Source organism: Mesorhizobium sp. 113-3-3, from assembly GCF_016756495.1.
In the GTDB taxonomy this organism is placed as follows: domain Bacteria; phylum Pseudomonadota; class Alphaproteobacteria; order Rhizobiales; family Rhizobiaceae; genus Mesorhizobium.
Genome location: NZ_AP023243.1, coordinates 3,078,676 through 3,098,639 on the forward strand (window position 1 = coordinate 3,078,676; position 19,964 = coordinate 3,098,639).

The 19,964-nt window shown below is 64.0% G+C and carries 21 protein-coding genes; 14 read left to right on the plus strand and 7 right to left on the minus strand.

The features are described 5' to 3' along the window. Positions 1-32: 32 nt before the first annotated feature. Both JG746_RS14965 and JG746_RS14970 read right to left on the minus strand, forming a co-directional pair. Positions 33-1,313, minus strand: coding sequence for a cytochrome-c peroxidase (locus tag JG746_RS14965; protein WP_202358825.1), 1,281 nt, complete (start codon positions 1,311-1,313; stop codon positions 33-35). A gap of 419 nt (positions 1,314-1,732) precedes the next feature. Further along, on the minus strand, positions 1,733-2,212 hold the full coding sequence (locus JG746_RS14970; RefSeq protein ID WP_202358826.1) for an Lrp/AsnC family transcriptional regulator: 480 nt from the start codon (positions 2,210-2,212) through the stop codon (positions 1,733-1,735). A 108-nt stretch (positions 2,213-2,320) separates the two neighbouring features. On the opposite strand from JG746_RS14970, the gene JG746_RS14975 reads away from it, so the two are divergent. Beyond that, positions 2,321-2,854: an RBBP9/YdeN family alpha/beta hydrolase gene (locus JG746_RS14975; RefSeq protein ID WP_202358827.1), complete on the plus strand. Its 534-nt coding sequence runs from the start codon at positions 2,321-2,323 to the stop codon at positions 2,852-2,854. 6 nt (positions 2,855-2,860) lie between these two features. On the opposite strand, the gene JG746_RS14980 is transcribed toward JG746_RS14975, so the two are convergent. Next, positions 2,861-3,427 carry a DUF922 domain-containing Zn-dependent protease gene (locus JG746_RS14980; protein WP_202358828.1) on the minus strand — a complete coding sequence of 189 codons (567 nt, stop codon included), beginning with the start codon at positions 3,425-3,427 and terminating at the stop codon, positions 2,861-2,863. Positions 3,428-3,561: 134 nt separating this feature from the next. Between JG746_RS14980 and JG746_RS14985 the strand changes: the two genes are divergently transcribed. Then, the gene (locus JG746_RS14985; RefSeq protein WP_244730818.1) at positions 3,562-4,059 is read left to right on the plus strand and encodes a hypothetical protein; all 498 of its coding nucleotides are present in this window, start codon (positions 3,562-3,564) and stop codon (positions 4,057-4,059) included. Positions 4,060-4,270: 211 nt separating this feature from the next. On the opposite strand, the gene pdxR is transcribed toward JG746_RS14985, so the two are convergent. Continuing rightward, complete coding sequence (gene pdxR / locus JG746_RS14990; RefSeq protein ID WP_244730819.1) at positions 4,271-5,686, minus strand: MocR-like pyridoxine biosynthesis transcription factor PdxR; 1,416 nt, start codon at positions 5,684-5,686, stop codon at positions 4,271-4,273. A 35-nt stretch (positions 5,687-5,721) separates the two neighbouring features. On the opposite strand from pdxR, the gene JG746_RS14995 reads away from it, so the two are divergent. The 3 genes from JG746_RS14995 (at position 5,722) to JG746_RS15005 (ending at position 8,376) form a co-directional block, all read left to right on the plus strand. Then, positions 5,722-6,474 carry a pyridoxamine 5'-phosphate oxidase family protein gene (locus JG746_RS14995; protein ID WP_202358830.1) on the plus strand — a complete coding sequence of 251 codons (753 nt, stop codon included), beginning with the start codon at positions 5,722-5,724 and terminating at the stop codon, positions 6,472-6,474. A gap of 116 nt (positions 6,475-6,590) precedes the next feature. Further along, positions 6,591-7,043 carry a GNAT family N-acetyltransferase gene (locus tag JG746_RS15000; protein ID WP_202358831.1) on the plus strand — a complete coding sequence of 151 codons (453 nt, stop codon included), beginning with the start codon at positions 6,591-6,593 and terminating at the stop codon, positions 7,041-7,043. A 133-nt stretch (positions 7,044-7,176) separates the two neighbouring features. Continuing rightward, positions 7,177-8,376 (plus strand): aminotransferase-like domain-containing protein, encoded by a 1,200-nt coding sequence (locus tag JG746_RS15005; RefSeq protein ID WP_202359373.1) that lies wholly within the window; start codon positions 7,177-7,179, stop codon positions 8,374-8,376. A gap of 24 nt (positions 8,377-8,400) precedes the next feature. Here the strand turns inward: JG746_RS15005 and JG746_RS15010 are convergent, their stop codons facing one another. After that, entirely contained in the window at positions 8,401-8,658 is a 258-nt protein-coding gene (locus JG746_RS15010; RefSeq protein WP_244730820.1) for a hypothetical protein, read from the minus strand. A gap of 335 nt (positions 8,659-8,993) precedes the next feature. Here JG746_RS15010 and JG746_RS15015 point away from each other — a divergent pair, with 335 nt between their 5' ends. From JG746_RS15015 to JG746_RS15045, 7 genes are all read left to right on the plus strand, one after another. After that, positions 8,994-9,422, plus strand: a complete 429-nt coding sequence (locus JG746_RS15015; RefSeq protein WP_202358833.1) for a VOC family protein — start codon at positions 8,994-8,996, stop codon at positions 9,420-9,422. A 260-nt stretch (positions 9,423-9,682) separates the two neighbouring features. Next, entirely contained in the window at positions 9,683-10,153 is a 471-nt protein-coding gene (locus tag JG746_RS15020) for a hypothetical protein (RefSeq protein WP_244730886.1), read from the plus strand. A gap of 144 nt (positions 10,154-10,297) precedes the next feature. Further along, positions 10,298-10,915, plus strand: a complete 618-nt coding sequence (locus JG746_RS15025) for a C39 family peptidase (RefSeq protein WP_202358835.1) — start codon at positions 10,298-10,300, stop codon at positions 10,913-10,915. A gap of 15 nt (positions 10,916-10,930) precedes the next feature. After that, positions 10,931-12,001, plus strand: coding sequence for a D-alanine--D-alanine ligase family protein (locus JG746_RS15030; protein WP_202358836.1), 1,071 nt, complete (start codon positions 10,931-10,933; stop codon positions 11,999-12,001). A 185-nt stretch (positions 12,002-12,186) separates the two neighbouring features. Then, a complete protein-coding gene (locus JG746_RS37155) occupies positions 12,187-12,699 on the plus strand; it encodes a helix-turn-helix transcriptional regulator (protein WP_244730821.1) in 513 nt (170 codons plus the stop codon). Beyond that, entirely contained in the window at positions 12,699-14,051 is a 1,353-nt protein-coding gene (locus JG746_RS15040; RefSeq protein WP_202358837.1) for a HipA domain-containing protein, read from the plus strand. The genes JG746_RS37155 and JG746_RS15040 overlap by 1 nt, the downstream gene beginning before the upstream one ends. A gap of 193 nt (positions 14,052-14,244) precedes the next feature. Then, positions 14,245-16,227: an AI-2E family transporter gene (locus tag JG746_RS15045; protein WP_202358838.1), complete on the plus strand. Its 1,983-nt coding sequence runs from the start codon at positions 14,245-14,247 to the stop codon at positions 16,225-16,227. 151 nt (positions 16,228-16,378) lie between these two features. Here the strand turns inward: JG746_RS15045 and JG746_RS37835 are convergent, their stop codons facing one another. Further along, positions 16,379-16,732 carry a LysR substrate-binding domain-containing protein gene (locus tag JG746_RS37835; protein ID WP_202359375.1) on the minus strand — a complete coding sequence of 118 codons (354 nt, stop codon included), beginning with the start codon at positions 16,730-16,732 and terminating at the stop codon, positions 16,379-16,381. An 85-nt stretch (positions 16,733-16,817) separates the two neighbouring features. On the opposite strand from JG746_RS37835, the gene JG746_RS15055 reads away from it, so the two are divergent. Next, positions 16,818-17,168 (plus strand): hypothetical protein, encoded by a 351-nt coding sequence (locus tag JG746_RS15055; protein ID WP_202358839.1) that lies wholly within the window; start codon positions 16,818-16,820, stop codon positions 17,166-17,168. A gap of 118 nt (positions 17,169-17,286) precedes the next feature. On the opposite strand, the gene JG746_RS15060 is transcribed toward JG746_RS15055, so the two are convergent. Then, positions 17,287-18,771 carry a hypothetical protein gene (locus JG746_RS15060; protein WP_202358840.1) on the minus strand — a complete coding sequence of 495 codons (1,485 nt, stop codon included), beginning with the start codon at positions 18,769-18,771 and terminating at the stop codon, positions 17,287-17,289. A 277-nt stretch (positions 18,772-19,048) separates the two neighbouring features. Here JG746_RS15060 and JG746_RS15065 point away from each other — a divergent pair, with 277 nt between their 5' ends. Next, positions 19,049-19,945 carry an aminoglycoside phosphotransferase family protein gene (locus JG746_RS15065; RefSeq protein WP_202358841.1) on the plus strand — a complete coding sequence of 299 codons (897 nt, stop codon included), beginning with the start codon at positions 19,049-19,051 and terminating at the stop codon, positions 19,943-19,945. Positions 19,946-19,964 lie beyond the last annotated feature (19 nt).

Sequence of the window (19,964 nt, forward strand, 5' to 3'; positions counted from 1 at the left end):
ACAGGCCGGGGGCCGAGCAAGGCGCGAGGAGGTCAGTTTGCGGGCAGCGGCTGCTGGTCGGCGTCGGTAAGCGTGCCCAGGAAGGCAACGATATCGTCGATCTCGGCATCGCTGAGCGCCGGTCTGTCGCCCGGCTTTTTGCCGTTGAAGGGTGGATCCTGATTCAAGTTTCCCCAGTAAGCCTTTGGCAGATCGTCATATTGCCTGACCGTGCCATCGGCATTCCTGGGGTACCAGCGGCCGGGATCGGTGTCGCGGCTGGCGTAGAAGGCGACCGCGTCGCGCAGCGTGTGGAAGGCGCCATTGTGGAAGAAGCTCTTGCGCAGCGCGACGTTGCGCAGGGTCGGCGTCTTGAACAGGCCGCAATATTCGGTCCGGCCGCGAAAGTCGGTGCGCAAGGGGCCGCAGAGGCCGAGATCGGCATAGGCTGGATCGGCGTTGGCAGGTATCGCCGCGTTGCGCGGCACGGCGATGGCGATCAGGCCGAAATCGGTGAATTGCGGCGGCTCGCCGTCATTGGCCGGTTCGCTGAGATGGCAGCTGGCGCAATTGCCCTTGGCCGCGTCCTCGAACAGCGCGCGGCCGCGCAATTCCTGCGCCGTGAGCTCAGCCTTGCCGGTGAGGAAGGCGTCGTAGCGGCTGGAATAGGGATAGAAGTCGGCAGCGCTCTGCTCGAACGTGCCGAGCGCCTCGGCGGCGGCGTCGAAGGCGTCGCTCGCGTGGTCGAACACGTCGTCGCCGAAGGCTGCCTTGAACTCACCGGCATAGGCTGATTTGCGCAAGGCTGATGTGACGGCGGCCTCATCCTTGTTGGCCATTTCGAAGGGCGAGAGAAGGGGGATCTTCGCCTGGTCCTTGCCATGGTCGGCGCGGCCGTCCCAGGTCAGGCCGCCGGTCGGGCCATTGTCGACGCTCTCGTCGCCCTCGTCCTCGGAATCGTGGAAATGCTCGGTGAAGGCGGGCGCCGCCTGGAGATAGCGCAGCGACGGCACGGCGCGCACGCCCGGCTGGTCGAGGTTTGGCCCGCCCATCTCGATCGGCGAGGCAGAGGCCGGACCGAAGGCGTGGTGCGGGTCATGGCAGGACGAGCAGGCCTGCTTGCCCGAGGCCGACAGCGCCGGGTCGAAGAACATTTTCCGGCCAAGCGCCGTCAGCGCCTGCGCCCGCGCGAAGGCATCAGCTCGCGACAGGGGGCCGGGGTGGACGCTGCCGGTTCCGGCACGGACGAAGGTTGCCGGCAAAGCGATGGCAAAGCCGAGCAGCGATGCGGCGGCGGCCGCGATCATCAGGCGTTTGCCTCGTCCTGTCGTCATCGGTTCCAAGTCCATTTCGCTCCGCAGTTAGGTTCGTGCTGCAACGGATTGATGACCGCCCCCGTTCTTCGCGAAACCGTGTTCGCAGGCAAGGCAAGTTTCACAAGGGTGACAAGCCATCATCGCCTGCGACAAGGCGCGCCGCAACAACGACCAGCCGCCGATGGGGGATCTCTCCGCCGCACTTGATCCCAGCCGGTAGGTTGCGCCGGTTCGCCGACGGACAAGAAAACTGTCACCCATGCAATCGGTCCATTCTGTTACCTATCCATCCGGTTCGGACAGGGTCGACCCCCACTCCGTCGAGCTTCGCTCGACACCTCTCCCCCGATCGACGGGGGAGAGGAAAGGCGCGACCTCGTCGACCCTGGTGCCCTTCCTCTCCCTCCGTGTCGGGAGGGGGTAAACGTCTAAACCAGCTAACCGCCTGACCTGCGGATCAGCTCGCGGCCGATCGGCTTCGGCGTTTCGCTGCGCAGCACCAGCGCGGTGGTGACCGCGCCGTGGCGCGCCACGGCGTCGACGATGGTTTCAAGGTGGGCGGGCGAGGGCACGACCACTTTCAGGATGAAGCAGTCCTCGCCGGTCAGCCGGTGCACCTCGGTAATCTCGGGCATTTCGGCGAACTGCTTCAGGCAGGGGCGGATGTGTTCATGCGTGGTGCGCACACGGATGATCGCCATCATACCGAGGCCCAGCGCCGCCGGATCGATCACCGCGGTGTAGCCGGCAATGATGCCGCGCTCCTCCAGCCGCTTCACGCGCTCGGAGGTCGCCGGCTGCGACAGGCCGACCCGCCGGCCAAGCTCCGATATGCCGATGCGGCCGTTCTCCTGCATGGCCTCGACAATGGCGATGTCGGTCGGGTCGAGCTGCGCGCGCTCATTGCTGGTGTTCATGGTCACCTTGAATCCATCGGCGTGGAAATGATTTCTCCGATGGTTTCCCATTCCCGGTGCCAGCGCAAGACGTCACCATGCATCCTCGATCGATAGGAGCAAGGCGACATGACGCATTTCATCATCCTGCCGGGCAGCGGCGGGTCCGGGCCGGCGCATTGGCAATCGCGCTGGGAAAGCGCCAATCGCGCGATGCGGCGCTTCCAGCCTTCAAGCTGGGAGCTGCCCGATTTCACCGACTGGCTGGCGGCACTGGAGGCCGCCGTGATCGCGGCGCCCGAGCCGCCGGTGCTGGTCGCGCACAGCCTGTCCTGCCTGCTGATCGCACACTGGCAGAAGATTTCGCAACGGCCGGTCAAGGCGGCCTTGCTGGTAGCCGTTCCCGATCCGGCGTCGGCGGTCTTTCCCGGATATGGCATGGCTTTCGCCAGAATTCCGCAAGGCAAGCTGCGCTTTGCCTCGCTGGTGGTGACCAGTACGAACGACCCTTATGGCTCGGCGGACTATGCGCAGGCGCGCGCGATGCAATGGGGCAGCCGCCTGGCCGTGATCGGCCCGTTCGGCCACATCAATGCCGAAAGCGGCCTGGGCGATTGGCCGGAAGGTTTGGCGCTGCTCGACGGGCTGGTGTCCGAGGCCTGAAGGCGCTCAGCCGCCATTCACCAGGGCAAGGATGAGTTTTTGCAGATTGCCGCCCGGGCCGAGTTCGACGCGGTCGAAATCGCGGCTCGCCTGGCGCTGCGCCTGCGAGAGTGCGGACAGGCGCTTGGTCATCTCGGTCCGGATCTTGCTGCAGCTGGGATCGTCGGCAACCGTCAGGCCGACGGTCGCCGCCTCGATCTTGCGCACCATGTCGACAATGGTCGCGCCATGCACCTTTTCATGGGCGCTGACACCGGCGAGGAAAACCTCCCAGTTCTTCTGGACGGCGGACGGCAAGGGCGAGGAGGGGCTGGGCAAGGTGTAGGTGATGATCAGCTTCGGCTTGGCCGACGCCAGCACGCAGGCGCCGGCCCGCGCCTGATAATCCCTGGTCCAGGTCAGCTTGAAATTGGTGTGGGCGATGGCGCGGGCAACGCCGACATTCGGCCCGTTCTCGCCGATCGAGCGGTAGAGCTCCGGCCCGGACTGGCCTGAAATGGCGTAGGTTTCGACCTTCTCGACCGGCTTCCACTGCGCATGGGCAGCCAGAGGCAAAGTAACCAGGGCCGCCATCAAAACGCACAGACGAACGCAGGCTCTCAACACCGTTCTCTCCAAACCACACGACTTTGCCGCAACGGGCAATGTCACGGGATCGCTTTTCCTATATGCTGCCGACGGGTGCTGCAATTGTCGGAGGGGAAGTCATGAGGGTTCGTTATCTCGTCGTCGCTGGTGCCGTGGCCGCATTGCAGGCCGCGCAGCCGGCCTTAGCCGCGTCGTGCAGCGGCTGGAGCGCCAAGATGGAGGAGGACGAGGGCGGCAGCGTGCTGACCGCCTCGGTGTGCGGCGGGCCGAAGGGCGATGCCTATCTGATGCTGACCTGTTTCGAAACGCCTGTGCTGAGCTACGATCTGGGCTCCAGCGGCCAGCAGACGGAGCCTGGCGTCAGCGGCGCGTTCGATTTCAAGGCGGACGGCAAGACGGTGACCAAGACGCTGCAGCTGGAGGAAATGTATAATTACTTCGTGGTCAATCTGGCGAAGGCCGATCCGCTGCTCGACCTCTTGCGTTCGAAGGGCGATGTGACGGTCAGCGCTGCCAAATTTGGCGCGGTCAGCTTTCCGCTGAAGGGGTCGCGCGGGGCGATCGGCAAGGTTCTGGCGCAGTGCGGCAAGGCGAAGCCTGCTGCGGATGGGGATTAACCTCTGAGGGTTGCGCTGCCCCTCATCCGCCTGCCGGCACCTTCTCCCCGTATAGTGACGGGGAGAAGAATGCTGCCGCAACCTCGGCGCCTTTTCTGCAACGCTGACAATTGGCGAAATCATTCGTCGGGGCGTCTTTCTCCCCGTCACTATACGGGGAGAAATGTCCGGCAGGACAATGAGGGGCAGCGCTGTGCTCGCCTGTTGTCACTCAATGCCTCATCACCCCGCCCAATCTCAAAGTCGCTCCGGTCAGTTCCTCATCCGAAAACCCGGAAAACCCCAGCACCAGCCCGTGCCTCGGCGTGCCGTCGATGAACATCGCGGACAGGGCACGCGCGCCGACGCCCACCGCCTTTGCCGCTTCGACGATCGCCGTGTCCGGTCCGCCACCCCTCAGCATCGCCATCAGATGCAGCCCCTGTTCGGGCACGGTCACATCAAGCGCATCGCCGCAACGCGCCTGGAGGCCCGCCACCAGCACGTCGCGGGCGGCTTGCACGCGGCGGCGCACCCGCCTGAGATGGGCGGCAAAATGGCCTTCGTTTAAAAGGTCGGTCAGCGCACCCTCGGCCAGCGTCGAGGGGTAACGGTCGGAACGCGCCCTGATCGCCATGACGGCATCGAGCAGGGGCTCCGGCACCACGACATAGCCGATGCGCAGGCCGGGGAAGAGCACTTTCGAGAAGGTGCCGAGATAGGCGACGCGGTTGGCGCCATCCATGCCTTGCAGCGAGGTCAGCGGCGGGCCGGCGTAGCGGAACTCGCTGTCGTAATCGTCCTCGAGGATCCAGGCATCGTTGCGCCGCGCCCAGTCGAGCAGGGCGAGGCGGCGGCGCATCGTCATGGTCACGCCGAGCGGATATTGATGCGAGGGCGTGACATAGGCCGCGCGGGCCTGTGGGCAGAGACGCTCGCCGATCTCGGGATCGAGCCCTTCGGCATCGACCGGCACGGCGACAATCCCGGCGCCGCTGCCGGCCAGCACGGCGTGCGCCATGGGATAGCAGGGATTTTCCAGCCAGACGGCATCGCCGGGGCGAAGGGCCGCGCGCGCCAGCAGGTCGAGCCCCTGCTGCGTGCCCGAGGTCAGCACGATCTGGCCGGCGTCGCAGCGCACGCCGCGCGCGGTCCTGAGATACGCTGATATCGCGGTGCGCAGCGGAAGACCGCCGCGCGGATCGCCGTAGCGGAAATGTTCGGGGCCGGGGCGGGCGAGGTGGCGCGACAGCAGGATGCGGAACAAATTGAGCGTGCGCGGGTCGGACACCGCGACGCCAAGGCCGCAAGGCAGTGAAGTGGCGGCGTCGATCTCCGGCGGGCGTGGCTTGACGAGCGTTGTCGGCAGATGCGGCACGTCGGGCGCGACGAAGGTGCCGGCGCCGACCTTGGCCACGGCAAAGCCTTCCGAGACCAGCATTTCGAAACAGGCGACCGCCGCCGAGCGCGACAGGCCGAAACGTTGCGCAAGGTCGCGGGTGGTCGGCAGCTTGGCGCCGGCGGCCAGCGCGCCGGTCTCGATCAGCCGCCTGAGCGCGGCGTAAAGCTCGCGGCTGCGCGGGCCGTCGCCCGGCAGGACCGGGATCAGCGCCGACCAATCCGGCGGATTGGTCCTATTTTTATCCATTGGATTGGTCCTTTTATCGACCAATATCATCGCGCATGGTTGGCAGACCAGAGACAAGGATGCAAGCCGTGAACGACGTCGCCGCCAGCTTTCCGACCACCAGCCGCAACCGGGTCAAGCGCCTGCATGAGCGCGGCAGCTACGACCATGCGGCCGTCTTTGCGGTGCTGGATGCCGGGCTGTTGTGCCATGTCGCCTACACGTTCGACGGCCAGCCCTATTGTACGCCGACCATCCACTGGCGCGAGGGCGATAGGATTTACTGGCACGGCTCGTCCGCCAGCCGCATGCTGCGCCAGCTGCGCGGCGGCACGCCGGCCTGTCTCACCGTGTCGCACCTCGACGGGCTGGTGCTGGCGCGCACCGGCTTCAACCATTCCGCCAACTACCGCTCGGCCATGTGCTTCGGCACGGCACGGATCGTCGATGACCCGGAGGAGAAGATGAAGGCGCTGGCCGGCGTCGTCGACCGTTTCTATCCCGGCCGTAGCGCGACCTTGCGGCCGATCTCGGCGCAGGAAGCCAAGGCGACGATGGTGATCGGCATGCGCATCGAGGAAGCATCGGCGAAAGTGCGCGCCAAGGGCGTCGCCGATGACGAGGAGGATTACGGCCATCCGGTGTGGGCCGGCGTCATCCCGGTGCGGACAGTGATTGGCGCGGCCGAGCCGTGCCCGAGGATCCTGCCCGGGATAGAGCGGCCGGGGAATTTGGCTGGATATGCCGAGGGGGAGAGGCTGGATGCTGCGCTGATGCAGGCGCAGAGGGTGTATGAGGGCGAGGTGTAACCTGCGAGGCTGGCGGCGCCTGCTTTCGCCAATTTTATCGCCGGCGAGCTTAGCTGGCCAAGTTCGCATCTCAATACAATATTGCCGCCACCATCACCTCGCGCTATCCCGGCACCATGATCACCTTCCGCAAGGCGCAAGCCTCCGACCTGCCGGCCATCGTTGCCATGCTGGCCGACGATCCGTTGGGTGCTGCGCGTGAGGATGCCTCCTTGCCGCTGGCGCGGGGCTATCTCGATGCCTTCGACGCCATCGACGCCGATCCCAACCAGTTGCTGGCGGTGGCCGTGGACGGGGCGGAGGTGGTCGGCACGCTGCAGATCACCTTCCTTGCCGGGCTGTCGCGCAAGGGCGCCTGGCGTGGGCAGATCGAGGCGGTGCGGGTCGCCGGCCACCGGCGCTCGGGCGGCATCGGCCGGTTGATGTTCGAATGGGCGATCGATCAGTGCCGGGCGCGCAAATGCAGCCTCGTGCAGTTGACCACCGACAAGGGGCGGGCGGACGCGCACCGTTTCTATGACAGCCTCGGCTTCGTCGGCAGCCATGTCGGTTACAAGAAAACCTTGTAGGCGTTCCGCCCCGGCCGCCACTGGCGTATACCGCAAGGGCTTCAGGCACTATTCAAATTGCCTGACAAAGCGGATATAGGTCAGCTAAGTTGACCTATATTCGAAACGTCCGGGGAGGCGTGACTTGACCCTTATGAACCTGTTGGCTTCGCGCTCGTCGCGCATGAAGGCCTCCGAAATCCGCGAGCTGCTGAAGCTGCTCGACCAGCCCGACATCATCTCGTTCGCCGGCGGCATTCCCGATCCGGCGCTGTTTCCGGCTGAGGCGATCCGCGATGCCTATGCCGAGGTGCTGGGCGGTGCGGAGGCGGGGGCGGCGCTGCAGTATCAGGTCTCGGAAGGCTATCTGCCGCTGCGGCGCTGGATCGCCGGGCAGATGGGCAAGCTCGGCGTCGCCTGCGACGAGGCCAACATCTTCATCACCTCCGGCTCGCAGCAGGCGCTGGATTATCTGGGCAAGCTGTTCCTGTCGCCCGGCGATACCGCGCTGGTGACATGGCCGACCTATCTTGGTGCGCTGCAGGCCTTCAACGCCTATGAACCGCGCTATGACCGGCTGCGGCCCGAAGGCGGCAACATGACGCCGGATGCCTATCGCGCGGCGGCGGCCGCAAATGGCGGCAAGGTCAAGTTCGCCTATCTGGTGCCTGACTTCGCCAACCCGACCGGCAACACACTGGACAAGAAACAGCGCGAGGCGGTGCTCGATCTTGCCGGCGAACTCGACATCGCCGTCATCGAGGACGCCGCCTATCGGGCGCTGCGTTATGACGGCGAGGGCGTGCCGCCGATCCTGGCGCTCGATTGCGCGCGCTCCGGCGGCATTGACAAGGCGCGCACGCTCTATTGCGGCTCGTTCTCGAAAATCCTGTCGCCGGGAATGCGCGTCGGGTGGGTCTGCGCGCCGCGCCATGTGGTGGAAAAGCTGGTGCTGATGAAGCAGGCTTCCGACCTGCACAGCCCGTCGATCAACCAGCTGGTGATGCACCGCGTCGCCGAATCCGTGTTCGACGGCCAGGTCGACAAGCTCATCGGCGCCTATCGCGAGCGCCGCGACGGGCTGCTTGGCGCGCTGGAAGCCCACATGCCCGACGGCGTGACCTGGAGCCGCCCGGAAGGCGGCATGTTCGTCTGGGCGACGCTGCCGGAAGGGGCTGACGCCACCGAACTCCTGGCGCGGTCGGTGAAGGAAGCGCGCGTCGCTTTCGTGCCCGGCAACGCTTTCTACGCCGACGGCACCGGGCGCAACACGCTGCGGCTGTCCTTCACGCTCGCCGATCGGCGCGCGGTCACAGAAGGCATTCCACGGCTGGCCGCGCTGCTGAAGGGGTAAGGCGGGTCACGGAAGGCGGTATTCCTAAGCCTTCACCGCGACCAGATGCTTGAGGATCGCAAGTCTGGTGCGCACCAGCTTGCGGAGCGGTTTTTCAAAGCCTTCCTCGCCGGTCTCGACGACGAAGACCAATGTCATGAAGTCGAGCATGAACTCGTCGATCGCCGCGGTGACCGCCGGCGACTTGTTGCCTTTGAAGCGTCGCAGCAAGGCGGTTGCCTCCTCGACATCGTCGACCCCGGCGCTGTCGAGCAGCGCCTCCAGCCTCTGAAAACAATCCAATCGTGGTTCCTCCCGCCGCGCCACGAAACTCCGCTTTGATCGGAAAGTTCCCGTCAGAAGAATTTCTCCTGAAAAGCGATCCGCGTGGAACCTCTTCGGCGCACAGGTGTTCCTAGGTGTCTGACCCCCCGCAGACATCTGAAAGCCTTTTCAACGAGGCTTTCCAAAAGCCCGCCGGTTTCCCCCTCTCCGGCGGGCTTTTTCGTTTGCGAAGGACCGAAGGGCGAGATTTTCGGCGACAGCGCCGGAAGGCAACGCCTGTCAGTAGCCTGCGCCCACCCGCGTTGACGGCGCTCCAAGCGAATTTAAAGTCGAAACATCGCGAGGAGGAATTTATGAAGACCCAGGAACTGCATCGCGGCCGGCTTATCGACCACATCCAATTGGTGGTGCTGGATCTCGCCGCCAGCCGGCGTTTCTATGAAGCGATCTTCCAGGTACTCGGCGTGCCGATCGGCGGGACCGGCGAAGATTATTTCTGGTCCGACGAACTGTTCATCTCCAGCGCCGACAGCCAGGCAGCCCTGGGAAAACTCACCGGCCGTCATCATCTGGCCTTCCAGGCGAAGGACCATGCGATGGTCGATGCCTTCTACAAGGCCGGGCTGGCGGCCGGCGGCAAGGACAATGGCGCACCGGGCGAGCGGCCTTATCATCCCGGCTACTACGCCGCCTTCCTGCTCGACCCGGACGGCAACAACATCGAGGCCGTCCATCACGGTGCGCACACGCGCAGCGCCGCTTCGGTGAAGATCACCTTCTAGGAACTTTCAGGGAACGCAACTGCGGCCGCCATCCGATGGCGCTCTCAATGCGCTGGCCCAACGGCTTGCGGGATGGATGGCGTCCCTGTCGTTGCCAGATTGCTGGCCCCAATGCTAACCGTGCAAAGACGGCGGGAATCGGCGTCGAAGCAAGGTACGCGGCAAATTTTCGCCGGATAGAGGCATCCTTTCCCCATCGTGGAGAAATATATTTCATGCATAAATCGACCAAGGCAATCTGCGCTGCAACGCTTGTACTTATGAGCGAAGCCATGTTGCCGGCAAGCATATTATCAGTTTCTTATATTTCATCGGTGCAGGCTCAGGAGGAATATCTCCCGACCAAGAATGACTTTGTCGGCAAATGGAAACTCAGCGGCTCGGCCATCCGGCCGCCGCGTGACATGAAGGATGCGCCGACGCCGGAACAGGAAGCGGCCGCCGCCGAATTCCAGCAGACGGTAACCGCGTTCTACGGCGCGTTCGACTATCTCGAGATCACGGCGGACGGCCGCTACAATTTCCATCAGCCGGGTGACCCGACTTCGGGCGCTTGCGTCTGGTGCGGGACATGGTCCTTCAGCAAGAGCTCCCTGTGGCTCAAGCTCGACACGGCACCCCGGCTCGACATCTACGCCAAGGACGGCGATATCCAGATGACCTACACCGCCGAACCCGACGAAAAATCGAAATACGCCTGGCTGGTGTTCGGCTGGACGAAGGCCGAGTAAGCGGGGGCCTGCGGCCGCGTCGTACAGGGACAGGTGACCCGTTTTCGTTGCTCGCCTAGGCATATTGTCTATCAGCGTTAAGTCGCTTTTTATCAGTCTCGTAGTCTCGTGTACGAGACTGATAAATGCTGCCCGGGAAACCCTGTGAACCCATTGCCTGAAACCGTGCCGTTTTTCAGCCAGTGGGAAACGCCAGACATGACGCTGGCCGTGCTTGCCGATGGCGCCGAGGCAGCGCTCAGGCGCGATCCGCTGTGGCGGGGATCGGGCGCCGAAACGCTCGACGAGTACGCGGTCTGGGCCGCCAACATCTGCGGCATGGCGTGCCTGAAAATGATCCTGGCGACGCGCGGCGAGATCGTGCCGACGATCGATCTGGCAAGGCGCTGCACCGTATATGGCGGCTATGTCGTCAATGACGGCTCGATCAAGGGCCTGATCTACGCACCCTTCGTCACCTTCGTGCAGGCGGAATTCGGCCTAGGGGCGCAGGTGATGACCAATGTCGCGACATCGGACATTCCGGCGATCCTCAGGCAGTCGCGCTTCTTCATCGCTTCGGTCAGCAGTTCGATCCGCTGGCCTGAGCGCGAACCGCCGTCGAAGGGCGGCCATCTGGTGCTGGTGACGGCGGCATCGGATGAGGGTTTTCGCTTCCACAATCCATCCGGCCATACCAGCGCCACACAGGCCAACGCAGTGTTGGCGCCAGCCGATTTCGATCGTTTCTTTGCCAATCGCGGCATTGCCGTCACCATTTGATTTCGAGGGACTTCAATGACTGATAAGACCAGGGTCGCCATCCTCTATGGCGGGCGCTCGGCCGAGCACGACGTGTCGCGGCTGTCGGCGGCCAATGTGCTGAAGGCGATCGACCGGACGCGCTACGAGGTGGTGCCGATCGCCATTACCAGGGACGGCAAATGGCTGTTGCAATCGTCGTCCGAAGGCGGCGACGGGGCAGGGGCAGCGGTGTCGGAGGATGGCATCGAAGTCGCCCTGTTGCCCGGCGGCAAGGGCCGGCTGGTGGCTCTCACCAGGAATGGCGAGCAGCCTGACCCTGTCGATGTCGTCTTTCCCGTTTTGCATGGGCCGTTCGGCGAGGATGGTTCGGTGCAGGGCTATGCCGAGGTCGCCGACGTTGCCTATGTCGGCTGCGGCATCCTGGCTTCCGCCGCCGCCATGGACAAGGATGTCGCCAAGCGGCTGCTGCGCGAGGCGGGGCTGGCGGTTGCCCGCTCAGTCACCGTACCGAGAGGCGATGTCGGTTCGTTCCAGGAAATTGCCGGAGCGATTGGGCTGCCTTTCTTCGCCAAGCCGGCGCGCCAGGGCTCCTCCTTCGGAGTGAGCAAGGTGCATGACAGGGACGGCTTCGAGCAGGCCGTCGAAACGGCTTTGCGCTATGACAGCAAGGCGCTGATCGAAGAGTTCGTCGACGGCCGCGAGATCGAGTGCTCGGTGCTGGAGCGGGCCGACGGTTCGCTGACGGTGTCGCTGCCGGGCGAGATCATTCCGGCCGGCAAGCATGGCTTCTACACCTATGAGGCCAAATATCTCGACGCCGATGGCGCGCTGGTCAAGGTGCCCGCCGATGTCCCGGCCGATGTCGCCGACAGGGCCAAGGAGATGGCGGCGCGGGCCTTCCGGGCGCTCGGCTGCGAGGCCCTGGCGCGCGTCGACTTCTTCCTGCGCCCCGACGGCTCGCTGCTGGTCAACGAGGTCAACACGCTGCCCGGCTTCACCGACATCTCGATGTACGCCAAGGCGCTGGCGGCGATCGGCATCGGCTACAGTACGGTGATCGACGTGCTGATTGAGCACGCGCTGGCGAGATATGCGGTACGCTGAGCCGAGGAGCCAATCTCGATGGCACGCATATGCTCCCGCTCGGGAACAAAGTGCTCTGTATTGCGCGCTCTTTCGCGATTTGCTCCCGTACGGCAGCTAAATTTACGACGATTGCTCCCGATCGGGAGCAGCCTTGCTTGAATTTCGATCTTTGGGTTGCTATGTTCCCGTTCGGGATCAAGAACATGCCGAAGACCACCATGCCCATACCGATGGTCGCGCCGCTGAGTGCGATAGAAATCGCGCGCCGAGCCGCGCGGTCCGCAAACGCCGGCATCGGCACGCCCGATGGCTTTGCCGAACAAGGCGGCTTACCCGAGGCATTGGCGCCGGCTTCGGGCGGGGCGGACGTTGTCGTCCCTGTAAAGGGGGTGCCGATCAAGGCCTTTTCGCCGAATGTTCGGGTAACGCTGCCTCGCATGCTCGAAGCGGATGTGAGGGAGCAGGCAACGACGCAAATCAGCGCCAAAGGGGCCGAGGCCGAGCCCTCCATCATCGCATCCCCGGCCGATCTCGGCCGGCTGGTGCGCAAGGTGCGCGAGAGCCGGCGGCTTTCGCAGCAGGAATTCGCCGATCTCGCCGGCGTCGGACGGCGTTTCCTGTCGGAATTGGAGAACGGCAAGCCGACGCTGGAGCTGGGCAAGGTGCTGAAGGTCGCCAATGCCGCCGGCATCGCGCTTCTCGCCAGGGAACGGTGATGGACGCCCTGGCGCTCGATGTCCGGCTCGACGGCTTCGCCGAGCCGATCGGCGTCCTGGCGCGTGACGGCAATGGCGCGGTTGCCTATGCGTATCGGCCCGACTACGTCGCCAATCCCGATGCCGTTGCCTTGTCCCTGTCCCTGCCATTGACCGACGAACCCTATGGCGACGTTGCCACCCGGCCGTTCTTCGACAATCTGCTGCAGGAGCGCGACACAGCACTTGCCGACATCATGGCCCGCGAGGGCCTCGCCCGCGACGACATTGCCGGCCTGTTGTTTTATCTCGGCAAGGACTGCGCCGGCGCCCTGTCGGTGCTGCCTGCGGGGGCGCCTCCCGTCAAGGTCCCCGGAGACTACGACCGTGACTACATACCGCTCGGCACGGAGCGGATGGAGCGGATCGTGGACGCGCTGCATCGGCGCCGTCGTCTGCCGGATGGCACTGCCGACCCGTCGCCCCTGGCCGGCGTTCAAAGCAAGATCGCGCTGACCGTGCTGCCCGACGGCTCTTTCGGCGAGCCGCGGCCAGGTTCGGGCGCGCCGACCACCCACATATTGAAGGTTCCCGATCCGGGCCATCTCCACGATGCGCGCGACGAGGCCGAGGCGCTCTCGCTGTCGCGAGCGCTAGGCTTCGAGACGACCGACGCCGTGGTCGTGCCTTTCGACGCGGCCGCGGCTCTCCTGATCACCCGCTTCGACCGCGCGCTTACCCGTGACGGGCGGATCGTGCGTATCCATCAGGAGGACTTCGCACAGGCGCTCGGCTTGCCGGCGGCGCTGAAATATGAACGGCGTGGAGTGCCCGGCCGGCGTTTTGACGCGCAGGCCATCCGCCATGTGCTCGAGGCGACAGCGGACCCATTGGACTCCAAGGAGATCTTTGTCAGGGCCACCCTGTTCGACCTGATGATCGGCAACGCCGATGGCCATGCCAAGAATTTCGCGCTGCTTCACGAGGCCGGCGGGCGCATTCGCATGGCGCCACGCTACGACCTTCTGCCGACGCGCCTCGACGCCAGCCTGACCGATGAGCTTGCCTTCAGGATCGGGTCGGCGGATCGGCTGGAGGCAATTTCCGCCGACGACTTTTCAGCCTTCCTGCAGGCGCTCGGCATCGATAGCGCCGCCGCGCGCAAGCGTATGCGGGCGGGCTACACGGCCGATATAGCAGGGTCGTTGGCGCAGCAATTGGCCGGCCTCGACAAGCGAAACATGAAGCGCTTCGCCGATCTCATCGCATCGAACATCGCAACACTGACAGCGGCATTCGGGCTTGGCGTGCCGGCGGCGGTCGAGCGGCGCGACGCGTTTCTCGGCCGGGCCGGGGGGTGGCTGATGAGTTGAGTCGCGCCTCAGGCCGAGCCCTGCGAGACGTCCCAGTGGCGGTTCGCGACGGCGATGTAGCGCAGGTGTCTGTCGATCCTTGCCTTACCGACCGCGCCTTCCAGCCCGAACGGTAACCTGCGGTCCATCGGCCAAGGTTGCGCGCCGGCTCAATATATCAGACCATGCTAATCGGCATGGGGAGAGATCAAGAGTGGCCAATCGTCGAAACGGGACGGCGTCCGAGGCGCATGGGCTGGATAGCATTCTTGCGGCCGCCGCGCCCCATCCGCGAACCGTGTTGCCCAATGTGGCGACCACCGTCACCACGGTGGCGGCGCTGTATTTCGGCCGCGAGGTGTTCCTGCCGATCGCCATCGCGCTGCTTTTGACCTTCGCGCTGGCGCCTTTGGTTTCGGCGCTCAAACGGATCGGCATTCCCCGGATCGCCGCCGTGATCGCCAGCGTGCTCGGCGCATTCGCGGCCCTTGCGCTGTTCAGCTTCATCGTCGCCACGCAGGTCAGCGAACTGGCGCAGAACATTCCGGTCTATCAGACCAACATCCTGGCCAAGATCCGCTCGCTCAAGGAAACCGGCGTCGGGGGCGGGATCATCGCCAGATTGAGCAACGTGGTCGAGCGTGTCGGCCAGGAGATCGACAAGCAGGATGCGTCGCCGCCGGCCGCCACGCCCGACAAGCCGCGGCGCGAGCCGGTGCCGGTCGAGATCGTTGCCCGCGAAAGGCCGCTCGAAGTCCTGCAGAACATCGTCGGCCCGCTGATCAGCCCGCTCGGATCGGCGGGTCTGATCATCGTCGTCGTCATCTTCATGCTGCTGGAGCGGGAGGATCTGCGCGACCGCTTCATCCGGCTTGTAGGCTATGGCGACCTTCACCGCACCACCGAGGCGCTGCGCGATGCCGGCAAGCGCGTCGGCCTCTATCTGCTGATGCAATTGGTGGTCAACATCGTCTACGCCATACCGATCGCGATCGGGCTGTGGATCCTCGGCATTCCCAATGCCTTGCTGTGGGGGATGCTGGCATTGGCGCTGCGGTTCGTTCCCTATATCGGCCCGGCCATCGGCATGCTCTTGCCGCTGTTCCTAGCGCTGGCCGTGGCGCCCGGCTGGTCGCTCGTGTTGTGGACGGCGGCCCTGTTCGTGATGATGGAACTGGTCACCGGCAATGTCGTCGAGCCTTGGCTCTACGGGTCGCGAACCGGGCTGTCGCCGCTGGCCATCATCGTCGCGGCGATCTTCTGGACGTGGCTGTGGGGGCCGCTCGGACTGGTGCTGTCGACGCCGCTCACCGTCTGTCTCGTGGTGCTGGGCAGGCACGTGCCGCAGTTTGAATTCCTCGACGTGCTGTTCGGCAACGAGCCGGTGCTGGAACCGCATGCGCGCCTCTACCAGCGGCTTTTGGCCGGCGACCCGGACGAAGCCACCGACCACGCCGAGGAGATGCTGGAAGAAAAATACCTGGTCGAATTCTACGACAAGGTGGCCATTCCGGCGCTTCTGCTGGGCGAGCGCGACCGTGCGCGCGGCGTCATGGGCGACCAGCAGAGACGGCAAGTGGCGGCCAGCGCGCTCGCGCTGGTGGCCAATCTCGAAGACGATGCGAAGGAGGAAGCGGGTGAGGAGGATGCCCCGCACGTCGCCGCGGAGGCCAGCGAGGCAAGCGAGCCCGGCGGCGCCGAGGACGCGGCCGAGCTGCCCGACGGCACGGGCATGTCGGTGCTTTGCGCCGGCGGGCGAGGGGAACTCGACGATGCCGGGGCGGCGATGCTGGCGCAGGTGCTGGAAGTCCAGGGTGCAACCGCTTCGAGGGCGGGCTTTGCCGACATGGAACCCGCCAGCATCCGCCATCTCGAGCTCGAAACCGTCGACACGGTGGTGGTCGGCTTTCTCAACCGCGATTCCGTCAAGCACGCGCGCTTCCTGGTCCGGCGGTTGAAGCGGGCGAAGGCGGCACTTCGGGTGGGCATCGTGTTCTGGTCGGAAACCGGCAACGACGACAAGGAAGCAGCGGCCAAGCTCGCCCAGGACATCAACGCGGATTTCGTCGCCCATGGCATGGCCGACGCCGTGACGGGCGCGCTGTCGAACGAGCCGCCGGTGGCGCTGAAGCTCGTCGCCAAACGGCGCCGGCCGCGCGCCGCGCCAAGGAAGGCGGCGGCCGCGGTGGCGGGTTAGGGGCTCAGCTCGATCGCTGCGAGCGACCGAGTTTGATTAAAGCGGACTCTCCCGGGTGACGGAGGAGCCGCTCTTGTCTCCGAGCGGACGACTTGTGCAATGCGGGCCTGCCCGCTTCGATCCGTTTTGATCTACCCCGCGGCCACCAAAGTCAGTTTTCGGATGGTTTCCTCAACTTCGATCTTAGAAATTCCACCAGCAGCTTGAGACATTCAACCCTTTTGTTTTGCTCGGGATAGTAGATGTAAAATGGCGGCAGGTCTTTGACGTATGGCTCAAGGAGCGGCTCCAGATCACCCCTGCTGAAATGATCTTCCAGCGTCACCCGCTTGGACCAACCAACGCCGTGTCCATGGCATGCCGCTTGAATGACCCCTCCGGCGGAATCGAAAATCAGCCGCGCAGGTGGATCAAGTCGCTTGTCTTGACCGTCTTCCAGAACCCACCACTCTCGCAGGACTGCCGATGCCGGTAGCCTCTGCCGAATGCATTGATGGTTCAGCAGTTCACGAGCATTTTTAGCGACACCATGGGTCTGGAGGTATCAGGGTGATGCAAAGAAGGCCGACTTGATTGGAGGAATGACGCGGATGGCGATCATGTCCGGCGCCAGCACGTCGCCCATGGTTTGGGTCCAACCGCATGGAGCGGTTGCGAATGCCTATCCGTACATCTTTGGCGCTTGGTCAAATGTGGGCCTGACCGATTGGCTTGTCCTCACGCTGCTGGCAGGATTTGCGATTGCAAATGGCATGTTGCTGGCGGGTGCCTATCAGGCTGCGCCGCCTTCCATCGTTTCGACCTTCGAGTACTGCTATCTGGTATTTGTTGCGGTTTGGGACATCATGTTCTTCGGGATAGCGCCCACCGTAGCTTCAGTCTCGGGCATGGTCTTGATTGTGGCAGCAGGATTGCTGGTCTTGCGCCGCAAGACGAAGTGAGCTCCGCAAGTCCCTGCGCGAAAAGCCGGACGACCGCGGGCACGTTCGGCGCTGGCAGCATCTCCGCAAAAAATGGACCTTGTCGGCGTCGACCTGCAAGCTTCTGCCTGCCGGCGGATCATATTCCGGTTATCGGCAGCTCAACCGTGACATTCGGCCGGCGCAAGGACCTTTCGCAGCCGCGTATCGGGATCCCCTTCACCGAAAAAATCCGCCGCAAGGTCCCGTCCGACTTCAGGAGCCGATACTCCGATCTCAGTTGCGCATCGCGGCTGAAGCCAAAAGGACTGCTCGGGTCCGGCTTGACGATGCTGCGAATTTCATCCTGGTAGTCGGCGATACCCTGAAGGAGCGCGTTGATTGTCGCGGCAATCTCCGTGCGATCCTCGGGGCGCTCGACCACGGCATCCAGCAGTTCGCCAAGCTTGCGCAGCGGCACCTGACGGTCCTGGTTCGGATCGCCATTGCGATAGGCGATCTCGACATCGACTAGGCTGAGAACGGAAACGAACTCTTCCTTGAGCAGGAAGATTCCGACATTCACAGGCTGCGCGGTCGGGTTCTGCGCCGTCTTCTCCTTGACACTCTCGGTCTGCTCGTCGGTCTGGGTGTCTTCCCGGCCGGTTTCTATGCTCTGCTTGCGGGAACGGTTCGTCTCCGACACTTGGGAATCGATGGCGGATGTGGTCGATTCCGCAAAATCCTGCCGGACCTCATTGGTCGATCCGCGCGCATGAACCTGGGCGTCCGCGCTGCCGCCGCCGATTTCGACCGACGCTTCCCCGTGGAAACTCCCGTCGAATCCGTAATCATAGTTGTTCGTGCCGGACCTTTTGTCGGCGGTATCCTTGAGCTGCTTGTTGAAATTGTCTACCGCCTCCCGGTCCTGACTGTCCAACACGGTGGAGGTCAGCTCGTTGCTCGTCGAAGTTCGCTTCTTGATGATCACCTTGTAGGTCATCGATCCGCCGGGCGACAGGCTGATGGAGTCGACCAGATCATCCCGCGCCAGATCTCCGCGGAAGCTCGCAAGCTGATATTGCTCGACCAGGAAGAGCTGTGGCCGAAGGTCCTCCGGCGCGGGTATGCCGCCCAGCGTGAACGGAACGCGCGCCTCCCTGAGCTTCGCCTGAAGCGGAGCCAGCGACATTTGAAAGAAATTGGCTTGGAGAGCCATGTAATTTTGAATCATGCCCGGCTTGATGATTGGAGGTTGCTGACCGATGACAGCCGGAGGCATGGGAACATCGAGGCCGGGCAGTGAGACGGTTTCTCTGAACGCGGCCGAAGCGCGGAAGATCGCCGGCGTCGAGAACCCGAATGGGGTTGTGTCCGGGCCTGGTTCGAATCCGAGCAGCAGAAAGGCCTTCAGCAGTCCCGCCTCGGTCTTCAGGTCGACCGGCGGGATTCCCATCGGATCGGGGGGCGGTGCCGCATTGCCGCCTGAGAAACCCACGAAAACATCCCGTTTCAGGCCAAGCGAGATGAACACCGGCTCCGGCCGGAAAGGCACGGAATCCTCGGGGTTGACTTGCACCGATACACTCGGGCCGTGCTGCGTTTCGGTTGCGCTTGGGTCAATTATGGTTTGGTCGTTCGGCATGGTCTGTCGCCCCCTCCAGGTAATGGGATTCACACAGCTGCTAAGTTAAATAAACTCGAACATATCTTGTGGGCCTGGTGTTGCGCCTCCAAGACAATATGCCATAGGCTCTTTGTACAATATCAGCGGTGTTCTTGTCGCCTGTTTCCGCCGAGTGACCTGCTCGCAATGACAGAAGGGTGCGTGGGATCTGGTCGACACCTACATCAACCTTGACGTCAGCTCTTGAAGTTCGGCGGTTTTGCCCTTCATGTCGAGCCCGGCAGGACGAAAATTCATGATGCATGACGATCAGGTGAATATCGACATCGATATCGCCCGCCGGATGATCCGCGATCAGTTTCCCCAGTATCGCCATGAGGACATCGCCTCGGTTGGATCGCCGGGAACCGTCAATGCCATCTTCCGCATTGGCTCAAAGTGCGCTGCGCGCTTCCCGTTGCGCGCGATGAATCCGACCGAATGCGCCGATATGCTTCGGTCGGAGGCCGCCGCCATGGTCGAGATTGGCGAATATTGCTCGTTTCCGACGCCGCAGCCGATCGGGCTCGGCGCGCCCGGTCCCCGATATCCAATGCCATGGGCATTGCAAACGTGGATCGAAGGCGAGGTTGCCACGCCGCGCGGGCTAAGTGGATCGACGATTTTCGCCCTCGACCTCGCACACCTAGTGGCATCGTTGCGCCAGGCGGACACACGGGGCCGACGCTTCGACGGGCGGGGACGTGGTGGGCATCTCCCCGATCATGACCATTGGATGGCTGTTTGCCTTGAAAACAGCCAGCGCCTTCTCGATGTGGCGCGACTGCGCGATCTGTGGGCCCGGTTCCGAGAACTGCCCGCCGCCGGGCCTGTCGTGATGAGCCACAAGGACCTTATCCCGCCAAACCTTCTCATGCGAGGCGAGCGTCTTGTCGGGGTGCTTGATGGCGGCAGTTTCGGACCAGCCGATCCGTCGCTGGATCTGGTGGTCGCCTGGCATCTTCTCGACGCCAAGCGAAGGGCGACCTTTCGGAGCGGCCTTCAAGTCGATGACCTCTCGTGGAAGCGCGGTGCTGCCTGGGCGTTCCAGCAGGCCATGGGTCTCGTCTGGTATTACCGTCTCACCAACCCCGCCATGAGTGTGCTGGGGCGCAGCACGCTCTCCCGCATTCTCGACGATCCGGACATCTGAGCTGTGGTAGCCGGCGCGC

What these genes read in the sequence shown, in the direction of transcription:
- JG746_RS15030 (WP_202358836.1), top strand. Translation starts at nt 10,931, where the DNA reads ATGACTGATAAGACCAGGGTCGCCATCCTCTATGGCGGGCGCTCGGCC.
- JG746_RS37155 (WP_244730821.1), top strand. Translation starts at nt 12,187, where the DNA reads ATGCCGAAGACCACCATGCCCATACCGATGGTCGCGCCGCTGAGTGCG.
- JG746_RS14965 (WP_202358825.1), bottom strand. Translation starts at nt 1,313, where the DNA reads ATGACGACAGGACGAGGCAAACGCCTGATGATCGCGGCCGCCGCCGCA.
- JG746_RS14980 (WP_202358828.1), bottom strand. Translation starts at nt 3,427, where the DNA reads ATGGCGGCCCTGGTTACTTTGCCTCTGGCTGCCCATGCGCAGTGGAAG.
- JG746_RS14985 (WP_244730818.1), top strand. Translation starts at nt 3,562, where the DNA reads ATGAGGGTTCGTTATCTCGTCGTCGCTGGTGCCGTGGCCGCATTGCAG.
- JG746_RS15000 (WP_202358831.1), top strand. Translation starts at nt 6,591, where the DNA reads ATGATCACCTTCCGCAAGGCGCAAGCCTCCGACCTGCCGGCCATCGTT.
- JG746_RS15060 (WP_202358840.1), bottom strand. Translation starts at nt 18,771, where the DNA reads ATGCCGAACGACCAAACCATAATTGACCCAAGCGCAACCGAAACGCAG.
- JG746_RS14970 (WP_202358826.1), bottom strand. Translation starts at nt 2,212, where the DNA reads ATGAACACCAGCAATGAGCGCGCGCAGCTCGACCCGACCGACATCGCC.
- JG746_RS15065 (WP_202358841.1), top strand. Translation starts at nt 19,049, where the DNA reads ATGATGCATGACGATCAGGTGAATATCGACATCGATATCGCCCGCCGG.
- JG746_RS15020 (WP_244730886.1), top strand. Translation starts at nt 9,683, where the DNA reads ATGAGCGAAGCCATGTTGCCGGCAAGCATATTATCAGTTTCTTATATT.
- JG746_RS14995 (WP_202358830.1), top strand. Translation starts at nt 5,722, where the DNA reads ATGGTTGGCAGACCAGAGACAAGGATGCAAGCCGTGAACGACGTCGCC.
- JG746_RS15015 (WP_202358833.1), top strand. Translation starts at nt 8,994, where the DNA reads ATGAAGACCCAGGAACTGCATCGCGGCCGGCTTATCGACCACATCCAA.
- JG746_RS15055 (WP_202358839.1), top strand. Translation starts at nt 16,818, where the DNA reads ATGGCGATCATGTCCGGCGCCAGCACGTCGCCCATGGTTTGGGTCCAA.
- pdxR (WP_244730819.1), bottom strand. Translation starts at nt 5,686, where the DNA reads ATGGATAAAAATAGGACCAATCCGCCGGATTGGTCGGCGCTGATCCCG.
- JG746_RS15040 (WP_202358837.1), top strand. Translation starts at nt 12,699, where the DNA reads ATGGACGCCCTGGCGCTCGATGTCCGGCTCGACGGCTTCGCCGAGCCG.
- JG746_RS14975 (WP_202358827.1), top strand. Translation starts at nt 2,321, where the DNA reads ATGACGCATTTCATCATCCTGCCGGGCAGCGGCGGGTCCGGGCCGGCG.
- JG746_RS15005 (WP_202359373.1), top strand. Translation starts at nt 7,177, where the DNA reads ATGAACCTGTTGGCTTCGCGCTCGTCGCGCATGAAGGCCTCCGAAATC.